The organism is Staphylococcus saprophyticus subsp. saprophyticus ATCC 15305 = NCTC 7292 (assembly GCF_000010125.1).
In the GTDB taxonomy this organism is placed as follows: Bacteria; Bacillota; Bacilli; order Staphylococcales; family Staphylococcaceae; genus Staphylococcus; species Staphylococcus saprophyticus.
In genome coordinates, this window is sequence record NC_007350.1 from 1861734 (window position 1) to 1877230 (window position 15497).

The window sequence follows — 15497 nt, forward strand, 5'->3', positions numbered from 1 at the left end:
TAGTTCATGTATTTAATGTATTAATTAGTCAACCATACGTTGTGCTTCTTGCAATTGGAACGTACGAACTTTTCTTGGTAAGAAACGTCTAATTTCGTCTTCATTATAACCAACTTGTAAACGTTTTTCGTCTAAAATAATTGGGCGACGTAATAAACCAGGATTATCTTGAATAATTGAATATAAATCTTGAAGTGGTAATGCGTCGATATCCACATTTAATTTTTGGTAAGTTTTAGAACGTGTAGATATAATTTCATCTGTACCATCTTCAGTCATTTTTAAAATTTGTTTGATTTCGTCGATTGTTAAGTGTTCTGAAAAAATGTTACGCTCCGTATACGGAATGTCATGTTCTTGTAACCATGCTTTCGCTTTACGGCAAGATGTGCAACTTGGTGAAGTAAATAATGTTACCATACATCTCACTCTCCTATTTTTCATGAATGTAAATTCATTTGATTTCAATATTTATTTGATTAAGAAATTGCTTAAGTAATTTCGCCTTCCTTAACCTTACAATGAAAGTATACCCTTTCAACATTAAAATTAAATGAGAATTCTCTAATTTTTTCAAAAATTTTAAATTAAAAGTATTTCTCAATAAATTCAATTAAAAATATTGATATGTCTATAGTCTAACATAACTTACAAATGATTGAAATACTGTTATAATAAACCTATTATGTAAAAAATTAAATTTAAGAAAGTAGGCATTGTAATATGGAAACATTATTTTCGGGTATCCAGCCTAGTGGTATTCCTACAATTGGTAATTATATTGGTGCTTTAAAACAATTCGGTGAAGTTCAAGACGATTACAATTGTTTCTTTTGTATCGTAGATCAGCATGCAATTACGGTACCACAAGATCGTTTGAAATTACGTAAACAAACAAGACAACTAGCTGCAATTTATTTAGCTTCTGGCATCGATCCAGAAAAATCAACTTTATTTATTCAATCAGAAGTGCCAGCGCATGTTCAGGCAAGTTGGATGTTAACAACCATTTCTTCTATCGGTGAATTGGAACGTATGACTCAGTTTAAAGATAAAGCCGTTAAACAAACGGAAGGTGTCCCTGCCGGCTTATTAACATATCCTCCTTTAATGGCAGCGGATATCGTTATATACAACACAAATATCGTGCCCGTTGGTGATGACCAAAAGCAACACATGGAATTAACAAGAAACTTAGTTGATAGATTTAATTCTCGCTACAACGACATTTTAGTTAAGCCTGAGATTCGTATGCCTAAAGTTGGCGGCCGCGTAATGAGTCTCCAAGATCCAACGAAAAAAATGAGTAAGAGTGATGATAATCAAAAAAACTTCATTTCTTTACTAGACCAACCAAGCGTTGCGGCTAAAAAAATAAAAAGTGCTGTAACTGATTCAGATGGTATTATTAAATTCGATCGCGACAATAAACCAGGTATCTCTAATTTATTATCTATTTATTCAAGTTTAACTGACGAATCAATTGATGCGCTTCAAGAAAAATACAAAGATTCGAATTATGGTGTGTTTAAAGCAGACTTAGCAGAAATCGTGAGTGATTTCTTAACTGCTTTCCAAGAAAAATATGAATACTATTTAAATTCAGAAGAACTTGACACTATTTTAGATAATGGTAGAGACAAAGCACAACAAGTATCATTTAAAACGTTGAAAAAAATGGAAAAAGCAATGGGCTTAGGTCGTAAAAGATAAGTTACTTATCTCAAATCCCGCAAGTTAAAAAGGAGCATCCATTAAGTTGGATGCTCCTTTTATGTTACTTTTTAATTTTTTATTAGTCTTTCTTTTTACCAGTTTTAGGATCGATATCTTTATCAATGGTTACATCTTTAAGTGTTGTATCACCACCGATTTGATGATATACCAAACCTTTAACTTGTGGATTTGTTAAATGCGCTTCCCCTTTTTGATAAATTGGTGCAACTGGGGCATCATTTAACATTAATTCTTCAGCTTGTTTCATAGCTGCATTACGTTCTTCAGGTTTTTTCAATAGTTTTCCGTTAGCATCTTTAACAAGTTTATCGTATTCCTTACTACTCCATGCTGTATTATTATTAGAGTTACCTGTTGTCATAATATTTAAGAATGTTAGTGGATCAGGATAATCAGGACCCCAACCAGATAATGAAGCTTCAAACGCTTCTGTTGATTCTTGATTTAAACGCTGTTTAAATGGTAATTGTTTAATTTTCAAAGTAACACCAGGTAAAGTGCTTTCCACCTGTGATTTAATATATTCAGCAGATATTTTAGCATCTGGTGTATCTTCAGTGTTCATCGTAAAGGTTATATTTTTAACGCCTAAATCCTTTTTAGCTTTTTCAAAATGTTTTTTAGCTGCTTTTGGATTATAAGTTAATGGCGAATCAATAGACTCAGAAAAATCTTTAGCATCAGGTGTCTCTGCTGTTAGTTTCGCAGTGAAACCATTTGTTGCTTCTGACCCATTGTTTTTAACTGAATTAACATATCCTTCTTTATCAATAGATTGTGCAATTGCCAGTCTTAAGTCTTTATTTTTAAATTCAGGTACATTATCTTGGTTCATTTTAATGTAGAATGTACTTGCTAATAAACGTTTTTTCAAGCCTGGGTTGTCAGCATATTTATCCACTCGATCTGCTGTAATCGTCGTATCATCAACTGAACCAGTATCATAAAGTGAGGCACCAGCTTGCTGATCTTTTAATACTTTATAGTTTACACGATCTAAGTGTACTTGCTTTTTATCCCAATAATCTTCGTTTTTTACAAGTTGTATCTTATCTTCTACTTTCCATTCTTTCACTTTGAACGGCCCATTAAATACTGTTTTTGCTGCTGTTGTCCCATATTGGTCACCATTTTTCTTCACTACTTTTTCGTTCAGTGGCATAAACGTACCAAATGCGAACATTTCATTAATATATGGAATCGGTTTTGTTAACTCAACTTTTAATGTATGGTCATCAACCGCTTTCACACCTAGCTCATCGACATCCTTTTTACCCATATTAATTGCTTCAGCATTTTTCAAATCATACATGATATAAGCATACTCAGATGCCGTATCTGGATTCACCACACGTTTCCAAGCGTACTCAAAATCATGTGCCGTTACTGGATCCCCATTTGACCACTTGGCATCTTTACGTAACTTGATTGTAAGTGTTTTTCCCCCATTACTTTCTTTTGGCATTGCTTTTGCTACCCCTGGTTGTGCTTTATCATCTTTATCTAATGTATATAAGCCTTCGTATATTTGATTGAAAATATCGAATGACACCGTATCTGTAGCTAATGCAGAATCTAATGTTGAAATATCTGATGGCAGTACTTTCCTAAAAACTTGTCCTTTATCAGAATATACCCCTTCCGCACTACCACAACCAGCTAATACAACCGATAGTGCAATCAGAATAATAAATAATTTGAATTTTCTCATCGTAATCCCCCTTTCCCATGTTATACAGATGCTTCTTGTGTATGTGATTTCAAATCTTCCGCTTCGTCATCTGTTGTAAATACAAAATGATTCGGTCTGATTTCATGCAATGTACGTTGGTCATTTTTAGTCTCGTCTTCTTTAAAAAGTGTTCTCTTTCTCACACGTTCACTTTCTGGGTCTGGCTGAGGTACAGCCGACAGTAGTGATTGCGTATAAGGGTGCATAGGATGATTATAAATTTCATCCGCACTACCAATTTCGACAATTTTACCAAAGTGCATCACTGCAATTCTGTCCGAAATGTATTTAACCATGGAAAGGTCATGAGCGATGAATAAAAACGTAATGCCTCGTTCTTTTTGCAATTTAAGTAATAAATTTACAACTTGTGCTTGTATTGAAACGTCTAATGCTGAAATAGGTTCATCCGCAATAATAAACTCAGGTTCAACGGCAAGTGCACGTGCAATTCCAATACGTTGTCTTTGTCCTCCAGAGAACTCATGTGGATAACGATTGGCGTGTTCTTTACTTAGTCCCACAGTTTCTAATAAATCGTAGACACGTCTTTTACGATCTTTGACACCTGTAGAAAGTTTATGAATATCAATCCCCTCTGCCACAATATCCATTACTTTAAGTCTTGGATTGAGCGATGCGTATGGATCTTGAAAAATCATTTGTATCTTTTTATTAAATTTCAATGAATCTTTACGATTTTTAATTTTTTGAATATCTATACCTTCATATAAAATTTCACCATCAGTAATATCATTTAGTTTAATAATCGCTTTACCTGTCGTTGATTTACCACAACCAGATTCTCCAACTAGGCCGAAAGTTTCACCTTTATAAACGTCAAATGAAATATTTTCAATTGCTCTTACTTCATTGCGTTTACCTTCGTTAAAATACTGTTTTAAATTTTTCACTTGTAATAACAGTTCATTTTTATTTTCCATCTAACGACACCCTTTCTACCTGTTGTGGCTTATCGAAATTATTTGGCATGTTACGCAAACGTTTTTTCACCATTTCCGGTGGTTCCACATGTGGTGCGCGTTCATCTAATAACCAAGATTTTGCAAAATGTGTTGGTGACACTTGGTACCATGGCGGTGGCGTTTTAAAATCAATATCTAAAGCAAATTGACTTCTTTCTGCAAACGAATCACCTTTAGGTGGATGTAACAAGTCGGGTGGTGTACCTGGAATAGCTAATAATTCAGTCTCTGTACCAGTTGTCAAATCTGGCATAGATGATAATAATCCCCATGTATATGGATGTTTAGGATCATAAAATATTTCATCCACATCCCCTGTTTCTACCATTTGTCCTCCATACATGACCGCTACTCGGTCAGCAATATTCGCAACGACCCCTAAGTCATGCGTGATAAATATAATGGAGGTACTAATCTTATCTTGTAGTTCTTTCATTAATTCCAATATTTGAGCTTGCATTGTTACATCAAGCGCTGTTGTTGGTTCATCTGCAATAAGCACTTTAGGTTCACAAGCAAGCGCGGTTGCGATAACAATTCTTTGACGTTGTCCGCCTGAAAATTGATGAGGATATGCATTAAATCTTTTATCTGCATTTGGTAACCCAACTAAATTCAATATGTCTAACGCTCTTTTTTTAGCTTCTGTTTTACTGTAATTCTTATGTTTCATAAGTGGTTCCATGACTTGTTTCCCAATTTTCATTGTTGGATTTAATGATGTCATTGGATCTTGGAAAATCATTGAAATGTCTTTTCCACGTAATTTGATTAATTCTTGCTCTGATTTTTTAGCTAAGTCTTCCCCTAAAAAATTAATTTCACCTTTTTTAATACGTCCAGCGTCTCCTTGGAATAACTTAGTGATCGCTTTGGTTGTAACTGACTTCCCAGAACCAGATTCACCAACAATTGCAAGGGTTTCTCCTTTATTGATAAAGAAGTCCACGCCTCTTACCGCTTGCACTTCCCCTGCATCGATATCAAAGGAAACATGCAAATTACTAACTTCCAATACTCTTTCTGACATATATGTTGCCCCCTTTTGTTATCTACGCATTTTAGGATCAAATGCATCACGTAATCCATCACTAAATAGATAGAAGAATAAGATTAATAAACTTAATACAAGTGCTGGAATAAATAATTCATGCGGATGAATTAATAACATGGCTCTACCTTCATTCACTAAAGAACCTAATGATGTTCTAGGTGCTGGTACCCCAATACCAATGAAACTTAAGAAAGCCTCGAAGAATATTGCATTAGGTACTGTAAACATAGATGTAACTACGATAACACCTAATGTATTAGGTAAAATATGTTTGAATATTAATTTTATTTTAGATGCTCCCAAAGTTTTAGATGCTAATACAAATTCTTGGTTTTTTAACTTTAGGAATTCACCACGAACCACACGACTCATGCCAATCCATCCTGTAATTGCCATGGCTAATATAATTGTCCAAATAGACGGTTCAAATATTAGTACGAATAAAATAACAACAATTAGTGTAGGTATAGACGCAACTACTTCAATAATACGTTGCATGACATTATCTATCCGTCCCCCAAAGAAACCGGATATTGCCCCATATACAACGCCTATGAATATATCTAGTAACGCTGCTACAACACCAATGAATAAGGATACTTGTGCACCTTGCCAAGTTCTAGACCATAAATCTCTTCCAAGTTGGTCTGTACCAAACCAGAAGTTTTCTTTCACACCTGCTTCTTTATATGCATCTACGCCCTGTGCTCCTTCACCATCAAAAGGTAAAAATGGAATTTGATCCAATACAGGAATTTTTGCAGGTAAGTTACGTCTCTCTACATCTTGCTCTGCATAATCATGAGAACTTAATAAAGGTCCAATCAATGCTAGTAAGATAATGATGATTAAACCTATCATCCCTACGACGGCAAGCTTGTTTCTTTTAAGCTGTGCCCAAGCGTCTTGCCAAAAGTTTTTACTTTCTCTTTGCATTTCTGGTTCTTTTTCTAAATCGTTTTTACTTCTAATAAAATCCGAAGCTGGTATCGCTTCTGAGGTATGTGTCATAACTGCATTTGAATGGTCATCATTGTATTTTTCATCTCTTTTATCAGCCATTATTTTTTACCTCCTTGTACACGAATACGTGGATCAATCACACCATATAAAATATCTACAAGGAAAATAGAAACAATAAATAGTGTACTGAATAAAATCGTTGTCGCCATAATTACTGGGAAATCATTTGTCGTAATTGAACGTACAAATTGATCCCCTAAACCAGGCACACCGAATATATTTTCAATTGTCAATGTACCCGTTAATATACTTGCTAACATCGGTACAATAATTGTGATGACTGGGATTAATGCATTTCTTAATGCATGACCAAACAACACTCTCATCGTTGAATTCCCTTTTGCACGTGCTAACAAGATATAATCTGAACTTAAAACTTCTATCATTTCCGCTCTTATGTATCTTGCAACTGTTGCTAATACTGCTGCTGACAATGCCAGTGAAGGTAGTACAGCTGTCGATATACCTTCCCAACCTGCGACTGGAAACCACTGTAATCTAACTGAAAATACGTATTGTAACAATACCGCTAACACGAACGATGGTACTGAAACTGCAATAACTGAGATGACCGTTGCTGTATAATCAACCCAAGTATTTTGCCGTACTGCTGCAATAACGCCTAGTATCAAACCTATAATTACACCTATCACCATTGCCGTTAACCCCATCTCAAGCGACGGAACTAACCTCGGTTTAATTAACTCCCATACAGGTTGGTTATCATATTGGAATGAGTTACCAAAGTCCCCCGTAACGACATTCTTCAAATAACTAACATACTGCACTGGTACTGGATCATTGAGACCATATTTTTCATTTAAAATCTGCTTTTGCTCTTCATTTAATTTTTCATCATTAAATGGTGAACCGGGCATCAGCTTCATTAAGAAAAATGTTATCGAAATGATAATGAACAGTGATAAAATCATGTAGCCTAAACGCTTCAAAACATACTTAAGCATTTTTTATCCCCCTTTGATTTCAGAATAAACATTCCCTTCGAAATATTCAGAAATATTTAATAACAGTATACTTATAGTTCATATTTTAATCAATATTGTTTTGCTTTACTTTATTAAAGTAAATGAATTTTATTTAATTTTCTTTCTCTTTAAAAGTGTTGATATAAAAGAATTTATAAGGCAAATTATTCATTTTTTAGTTATTTTAAGTTACAATAAATTTATTAAATAAAGGAGACAATAAATATGAGGAAATTTACCACTTATCTATTTTGGCTATTATTTACACCATTGATTTCATTCTTATGTTGGCTCTTTGCCTCACATCAATTAACTCAGTATTTAAATATCATATTCTATGTATCTTTTATATTTGTGATTATCCTATTTAGTTTAATCATTGTTCAAGAAGGTATATTAGATCCTACGAGTTACGGTTTTAGAAGACTAAAGTATCAGCTAACGAATAAAAAACACAAAGATACGCTAGAAAATGATGATTTTTTTAAACCTACACAAGCCAAAAAATCATCCTACTTTGTAAATCCATGGATTAAAGTGGGCTTTGTTTTTAATTTGCTATATTTACTTATTTCGATTGCCATTTCATTTATTATATAAAAAAGACTGTATCAGCTATTGTGATGATTCACAATAAACGAATACAGTCTTTTCATTATTTTGTTTCAATATTAGGGTTATGAAATAATGCGTAATACAAGAGGATAAATCCTAAAAGTACTATAACAGCTACATATACTGACATCATCCAAGGCAGAATAAACGCACCAATTATTAATCCTAAACGTGCCAATATATTCCCTCCATAGAATGAAATCATCCCAAATGTATTATAAGTACTTCGTTTATCTTCAGGAATCATCAAGAAACGTTGCGCATTTTGAATTGGGGAATAAATCAATTCACCTAATGTAGCTATAATAGAAAATAAGCATAATATCCAAAATTCAGAAGCTGACATCAAAACACTATAACCAACGGTATATAAAACAATACCTATCATAAATACAATTTTCTTTGAGGTGTTATCTACAATTCTATTAACCGTAAAAGTTAATGTCGCCACTACAAGTGTATTGATGATCATAATTACTGTAAACATTCGGACACCATCAATATAAAAGCCTAAAAAATGTAAAGGTTCAAACGCTTCTTTTAGTCTTACAACTACATAAGAATTCAAACTGAGTTCAGCCATGATGACCATCATAAACCCAATATTAAGCAACATATAGTATTTATCCTTAATGACAACATGATAACTATCTACGAAATGTTTAAATTTAGAGGTTAGATCTTCTTTTTTAGTAATAACTTGCTCCACGTCATAATATTTTTCAAATAAATACCAACTTATCAGCATAGCAATGAAAAATAATACAAATAATAAATGCTTATGTCCTAAATATAACAACGCGCCTAATGCCATGCCAATCGCCGTACCAATATTAAACATCCAATAATTTAATTGATAAACGTACTCGCGAACTTCTTCATAAATGGCATCCATAATTGCTGCTTCAAAAATAGGTTCACTCGCAGCAAACAATAATTCAAAGATAAATACCGTTATACAAAATATGATTAAACCTAAACCATCCATAGTCACCGTAATACTTAAAATAATCAGACACACAGCGTAGATAAAATGTATTAAATTGACTACTTTCTTCCTATTATAATTGTCTCCTAAATATCCACCTACGAAGGACACTACAAAACTTACAATGATATTGGCAATTAAAAATGTACCAGCAAATACAGCATTTACTTTACTCGTTAAATATAATGCCATAAAGGGTAAAATCGCTTGGCTCGCTATAATTAAGATGAAATCTGCTATCATTCTTGTTTTCAACGTTGTAGATAATGTTAGAAATTGCTTCATCTTAATTACACCCCACTTTATAATCTAATAATTTACATTATACACTAAATGTATGTCTTGAATAGACATTTTATAAATATAAAATTATCTTCACTTTATATTTTAACTTTTTCTAAACATTTCACAATATAAATTTTATGTTTTACAAGAATTTTAAATATTCAACCGTTAAAAAGTTATTATAATAAACTATAAGCCTCTCTATTATTGTTATCATTTCTCTAACTTTCTTAAGTTCGATATTTACAAAAAAAGCAAGATCATCCGATTGAGATGATCTTGCTTTTCAAAATATAACTTATCTACATTAATCAGTAAATTTTTTCAATACAAGTACAGCATTGTGTCCACCAAAACCTAAACTATTACTCATTGCATAGGTAATATCTAAATCTTCTGCTTTGTTTGGAACGATATCTAAATCGCATTCAGGATCTGGTGAATCAGCATGAATCGTTGGTGCAATACGACTATCTCTAATTGAAAGTGCAGAGAAAATAGCTTCTAATCCACCTGTAGCCCCTAGTAAATGACCTGTCATTGATTTAGTTGAACTTACTTTCAATGATTTCGCCGCTTCACCGAAAGTATTCTTAATAGCTTGAATTTCAGTTAAGTCACCTACTGGAGTGCTTGTTCCATGTGCATTTAAATATTGAATGTCTTTCGCTTCAATACCAGCATCATCTATTGCCGCTTGCATAGCACGTGAACCGCCTTCACCTTCTGGAGCTGGGGCTGTTATATGATATGCGTCACCAGTTGATCCATAACCTACGACTTCAGCGTAAATTTGCGCACCACGAGCTTTCGCTGATTCAAGTGATTCTAAAACGACAATACCTGCACCTTCACCCATGATAAATCCATCACGACCTTCTTGGAAAGGACGACATGCAGTTTCTTTATCATCATTTGTAGATAATGCACGACTCGCACTAAAGCCAGCTAATGCCATATGTGTAATCGGTGCTTCTGTACCACCAGTAATCATTGCATCTGCATCGCCACGTTGAATAATCTTGAATGCTTCACCTATTGAGTTCGTACCAGTTGCACAAGCAGTAACCGTCGAACCATTCGGCCCTTTAGCACCTAAATCTATTGATACTTGACCTGTCGCCATATCTGGGATCAGCATAGGTACGAAGAACGGACTCACACGTCTTGGTCCACGATTTAATAATTGGCTATGTGAAATTTCAAATGTTTCCATACCACCAATACCTGAACCAATCCATACGCCAATTTTATCCGCAGTACTATCATTAATTTCAAGTTTAGCATCATTAACGGCTTCTCTTGCAGCTACAACTGCATATTGTGTAAAGCGATCCATGCGTCTCGCTTCTTTTTTAGGAATATGCTCTTCAATATCAAAGTCTTTTAACTCTCCAGCTAAATGGACATTGTAATCCGTTGTATCTATGCGTGTAATCGAATCTATACCACTTACACCTTTTAATGCATTGTCCCAAGTAGACTTAGCATCATTTCCTATAGGTGATAATGCGCCAATTCCTGTAATAACAACACGTTGTTCTTTGCTCATAATTTATCCTCCTATTTTCCCCATCTTAGTGTCACAGCGCCCCATGTTAAGCCGCCACCAAAACCTACTAACACTAAGACATCATCATCTTTAATCCTACCATTTTCTAACTCTTGTCCTATACTTAATGGGATTGACGCTGCTGAAGTATTACCAAAGCGATCAACAGATACACTCATTTTTTCTTTTGGTATACCTAAACGTTCTCTCGCTGACTCCATAATTCTTATATTTGCTTGATGAGGTACAAACATATCTACATCATCTGCAGTTAAATTAGCTTTTGCTACTGCGTTGTTAGATGCTTCACCCATAATTCTTACAGCAAATTTAAAAACTTCACGGCCATTCATAAATATTTTTCCGTTTTCTGGATTTAAATATAAATGCTTAGCACCTGAGCCGTCTGAACCTAATTCATAACTTAAGATACCTCGACCTTCAGATACTTCACCGATTACTACAGCTCCAGCTCCATCACCAAATAAAATGGCTGTTGAACGGTCTGTAAAATCTGTGATTTTAGATAATTTGTCCACTCCAACTACTAAAATATTTTTATAATCACCAGATTGAACAAATTGTTTAGCATTTATCATTGAATACATGAAACCACTACAAGCGGCTAATTGATCCATAGAAGCAACTTTGCCGATGCCTAATCTTTCTTGTAATATATTGGCAACTGTTGGGAATGGAAAATCCCCTGTTGATGTCGCAACAATAATCATATCTATTTCTGATGCTTCTATACCTGCATCTTCAATTGCTTTTAAACTAGCTTGATAAGCCATGTCTGAAGTTTCTTCGTCTTCACCAGCCCATCTACGTTCTTTAATACCAGTCATTTGAGAAATCCATTCGTCTGATGTTTCTAAAAATGATTCAAAATAGGTATTTTCTACAACTTTTTCAGGTGCGTATGCACCAAAACCTTTAATACCCACGTCCATGGTTGTACACCTTCTTAAATTTAATTTTAATACCAGGTATTAATTTAACATAATACACATTTCAAATACAAGAACTATACATATTTCATTGCGTGTTTTCCACAAATAATTATAAATGACTTAGCTCATTATCACAAAGTATAACCACAATTATTACTAACCTACTATACAAACTACACTTTATTATTTATAATGTAGATATATATACGATATTGGAGGCATTACATAATGAAATACCTCGCAGTTTTATTTTGGTCTATTGTCTTATTACAAATGGTTAATTTCGTACTTAACAGCTTAAATGGTGGCGGTGCACTGAACCTCATTACACCAATCATGGGCGCTGTTGTATTTACGATTATTATTATCTTATTTGATTTGGTAATTAAACCTAAACATAATAATACAAACGAACAACATTAGATGACTAGGATAATTGTTTAGCTTATGTTTAAGAACGACTCATTTTAATGAAATGTAAAGTTTGAAACATTGATTTATGTCCTAGAATCTTTAAACTGTCAACAAAGTCTTCTGACTGACGTTGGCAGTTTTTTTATTTTCAATATTAAAAAATAAACTTATTGGTTTGTTGAGATATGATATATTAACTTACAATCTTGTTCCCCGATTTTATAATTAAAAAAGTGGCGCAGAAACCAATGTAAAAATTAAGGTTTCTGCGCCACACCGTTTTGTTAAATTCAATTATACTTACTAATCGATTTCTGGTTTGTTTTCAGTAAATCTTAAACCATCTTCTGATAGGTCGATGTCTATTGTTGTGTCTTCAGGTAAATTTTCTCTAATCATTTTACGTGCAAGTGGTGTTTCTATTTGTCTTTGCACAAAACGTTTCAACGGTCTTGCACCGAATTGTGGTTCGTATGCTTCTTCACCTAACCACGCTTTAGCTTCATCTGACACATTAATTGAAATACGTTGTGCCATTAATCTAATATTCAATTCAGTTAATATTTTATCTACTATAGAACTCATATCACTGATTGTTAATGGTTTAAATAATACAATATCATCCATACGGTTAATAATTTCTGGTTTAAAGTATTGGTTTAAGCTATTCATAACAGCTTTTTCTGTATCATCAGTAATCACACCAGCATCTTTTACGTTTTCTAATAGGATTTGTGAGCCAATGTTACTAGTCATAATGATAATTGTATTTTTAAAATCAACTTCACGACCTTTAGAATCAGTAAGTCTACCTTCTTCAAGTATTTGTAACAATACATTAAATACGTCTGAATGTGCTTTTTCAATTTCATCTAATAATATAACAGAATATGGATTACGACGAACCGCTTCAGTTAATTGTCCACCTTCATCGTGACCTACATAGCCTGGAGGTGCACCAATTAAACGGGAAACTGAATGTTTTTCCATGTACTCACTCATATCAATTCGTATCATATGTTTTTCTGAATCAAATAAAGTTGACGCTAAGGATTTGGCTAATTCTGTTTTACCAACACCTGTAGGTCCTAAGAACAAGAAACTACCTATTGGTCTATTTGGATCTTTAATGCCAGCGCGCGCTCTGACAACAGCATCAGAAACTAAATCTACAGCTTTATCTTGACCAACGACACGTTCGTGTAAAATGTCTGAAAGATTTAATAATTTCTCTCTTTCTGTTTCTACAAGTTTAGAAACAGGGATACCTGTCCATGAACTAACAATATCACCAATTTCTTCATCTGATACAATCTCACGTATAATGCGCTCATTGTCACTATTTTGCTCATTTTGGAATGCAGCTTCTAACTCGCGTAATTCTTTTTCTAATTCAGGAATTTTACCATGTTGTAATTCTGCCGCTTTTTCCAAATTATAATTGTTTTCTGCATCTTCTAAGGCTTTTCTACTTTCGTCTAATTCAGTACGTTTTTCTTGTAGTTTTGCAATTTTGCCTTTTTCTTCTTCTACGCGTGATTGAATTGCGTTTTGTTTTTCTTTTTCATTAGACAATTCTTGTTGTAATTCTTGTAAGCGTTGTTTACTCGCGTTATCTGATTCGTTTTTCAATGCGCTTTCTTCAATTTCTAATTGCATGACGCGACGATTAACTTGGTCTAACTCTGTTGGATTTGAACCCATTTCAGTACGAATCGTTGCACACGCTTGGTCCACAAGATCAATCGCTTTATCCGGTAAGAAGCGATCAGTAATATAACGATCTGATAGTTCTGCCGCAGCTACTAATGCTTTATCTTGAATACGTACACCATGATAAACTTCATAACGTTCTTTCAGTCCACGTAAAATGGAAATTGTATCTTCTACATCTGGCTCAGACACATTTACTTTTTGGAAACGACGCTCTAATGCAGAGTCTTTTTCAATATATTCTCTATATTCATTGAGTGTTGTTGCACCGATACAGTGTAATTCGCCACGTGCAAGCATTGGTTTTAGCATATTACCTGCATCCATCGCGCCTTCTGTTTTACCTGCACCAACAAGTATGTGAATTTCATCTATAAATAATATAATTCTACCGTCTGAGTCTTTCACTTCTTTAAGTACTGCTTTTAAACGTTCTTCGAATTCACCACGATATTTTGCACCTGCAACAAGCGCACTTAAATCTAATTCAAATATTGTTTTATCTAAAAGTGATTCAGGCACGTCTTTACGCACAATACGTTGTGCAAGGCCTTCAACAATTGCTGTTTTACCTACACCTGGTTCACCGATTAATACTGGATTATTCTTAGTCTTTCTACTTAAGATTCTCACAGTATTTCTTATTTCTTCATCACGTCCAATGACAGGATCCATATTACCTTGACGGACTTCTTCAACTAAATCTCTACCATATTTTTCTAAAGCTTCATAATTTGCTTCTGGGTTTTGTGACGTCACATGATTTCCTCCTCTAATTTTTTTAATGATTTCTACAATAACTTCTTTTTTATTATCGACAAATTTAATTGTTGTATCATCTATGTCCATTGCAGCTAAAATGATATGTTCCATAGAAATATACTCATCTTCATAAGTATTCATATACGTTTCAGCTTTATTTATTAATTCATTTGCTTTCTGGCTAATATATTGACCATATTGTACGTTATCCCCTTGTACTGAAGGATAATTTTTCAATTTTTCATCGTAAGCCTTATTTAAAAGTTCGGTCTCTATGTTTGCTCTTTCCAATACACTTTTAAATAAACTTTCACTTTCTTCAAGTGCTGCTTTTAATATTGCTTCTATTTCGATATTTTGATTTTCGTTATCTTTTGCTAGCTCTATTGCTTTTTGCAAAGCACCTTGAACTGCATAGGTCATTTGATTAATATCCAAAATGATTCACCTCACCATTTAGTCTTTGATCAAGAACAAAGTAAGTTTGACTTTGACTTTCTTTGACCTTAATTTTATTATAATCCTATTGTTCACTTTTATCAACCAATATGACTATAAATTTTAAATTATTTTAGCTGCGTGTAATGCCTTATATACCTATGTTTTGCCCATAATTTTTATATTCTAAACAATGACTTTGTTCATTTTAAACATGATATATAAACACCCCTTAGATATGAATATTCATGACACTCAA

13 protein-coding genes are annotated in these 15497 nt (G+C 33.6%); 3 read left to right on the top strand and 10 right to left on the bottom strand.

Going from position 1 to position 15497, the window contains the following annotated elements:
- Positions 1-24: 24 nt before the first annotated feature.
- The gene (gene spxA / locus SSP_RS08985) at positions 25-420 is read right to left on the bottom strand and encodes a transcriptional regulator SpxA (protein ID WP_002483765.1); all 396 of its coding nucleotides are present in this window, start codon (positions 418-420) and stop codon (positions 25-27) included.
- A gap of 303 nt (positions 421-723) precedes the next feature.
- On the opposite strand from spxA, the gene trpS reads away from it, so the two are divergent.
- Positions 724-1713 (top strand): tryptophan--tRNA ligase, encoded by a 990-nt coding sequence (gene trpS, locus SSP_RS08990; protein ID WP_002483766.1) that lies wholly within the window; start codon positions 724-726, stop codon positions 1711-1713.
- 82 nt (positions 1714-1795) lie between these two features.
- Here the strand turns inward: trpS and SSP_RS08995 are convergent, their stop codons facing one another.
- The 5 genes from SSP_RS08995 to opp3b are packed head-to-tail and all read right to left on the bottom strand — an operon-like array spanning position 1796 to position 7497.
- Positions 1796-3448, bottom strand: a complete 1653-nt coding sequence (locus tag SSP_RS08995; RefSeq protein ID WP_011303488.1) for a peptide ABC transporter substrate-binding protein — start codon at positions 3446-3448, stop codon at positions 1796-1798.
- 20 nt (positions 3449-3468) lie between these two features.
- Positions 3469-4413 (bottom strand): ABC transporter ATP-binding protein, encoded by a 945-nt coding sequence (locus SSP_RS09000; RefSeq protein WP_011303489.1) that lies wholly within the window; start codon positions 4411-4413, stop codon positions 3469-3471.
- Entirely contained in the window at positions 4403-5485 is a 1083-nt protein-coding gene (locus tag SSP_RS09005) for an ABC transporter ATP-binding protein (protein ID WP_011303490.1), read from the bottom strand. Before SSP_RS09005 ends, SSP_RS09000 begins: the two co-directional genes overlap by 11 nt.
- 18 nt (positions 5486-5503) lie before the next feature.
- Positions 5504-6571 (bottom strand): oligopeptide ABC transporter permease, encoded by a 1068-nt coding sequence (gene opp3C / locus SSP_RS09010; RefSeq protein WP_002483770.1) that lies wholly within the window; start codon positions 6569-6571, stop codon positions 5504-5506.
- Positions 6571-7497 carry an oligopeptide ABC transporter permease gene (opp3b, locus tag SSP_RS09015; protein WP_011303491.1) on the bottom strand — a complete coding sequence of 309 codons (927 nt, stop codon included), beginning with the start codon at positions 7495-7497 and terminating at the stop codon, positions 6571-6573. The genes opp3C and opp3b overlap by 1 nt, the downstream gene beginning before the upstream one ends.
- Before the next feature lie 246 nt (positions 7498-7743).
- Between opp3b and SSP_RS09020 the strand changes: the two genes are divergently transcribed.
- Positions 7744-8118, top strand: coding sequence for a DUF3899 domain-containing protein (locus tag SSP_RS09020; RefSeq protein WP_011303492.1), 375 nt, complete (start codon positions 7744-7746; stop codon positions 8116-8118).
- A gap of 55 nt (positions 8119-8173) precedes the next feature.
- Here the strand turns inward: SSP_RS09020 and SSP_RS09025 are convergent, their stop codons facing one another.
- From SSP_RS09025 to SSP_RS09035, 3 genes are all read right to left on the bottom strand, one after another.
- Positions 8174-9406 (bottom strand): MFS transporter, encoded by a 1233-nt coding sequence (locus tag SSP_RS09025; RefSeq protein WP_011303493.1) that lies wholly within the window; start codon positions 9404-9406, stop codon positions 8174-8176.
- Positions 9407-9713: 307 nt separating this feature from the next.
- A complete protein-coding gene (gene fabF, locus SSP_RS09030; protein WP_002483774.1) occupies positions 9714-10958 on the bottom strand; it encodes a beta-ketoacyl-ACP synthase II in 1245 nt (414 codons plus the stop codon).
- 11 nt (positions 10959-10969) lie between these two features.
- Positions 10970-11911, bottom strand: a complete 942-nt coding sequence (locus SSP_RS09035) for a beta-ketoacyl-ACP synthase III (protein ID WP_011303494.1) — start codon at positions 11909-11911, stop codon at positions 10970-10972.
- Between the two features lie 228 nt (positions 11912-12139).
- On the opposite strand from SSP_RS09035, the gene SSP_RS09040 reads away from it, so the two are divergent.
- Positions 12140-12334 carry a YjzD family protein gene (locus SSP_RS09040; protein WP_011303495.1) on the top strand — a complete coding sequence of 65 codons (195 nt, stop codon included), beginning with the start codon at positions 12140-12142 and terminating at the stop codon, positions 12332-12334.
- Positions 12335-12628: 294 nt separating this feature from the next.
- Here SSP_RS09040 and clpB read toward each other — a convergent pair whose 3' ends face one another.
- Entirely contained in the window at positions 12629-15238 is a 2610-nt protein-coding gene (clpB, locus tag SSP_RS09045; protein ID WP_011303496.1) for an ATP-dependent chaperone ClpB, read from the bottom strand.
- Between the last annotated feature and the right edge of the window lie 259 nt (positions 15239-15497).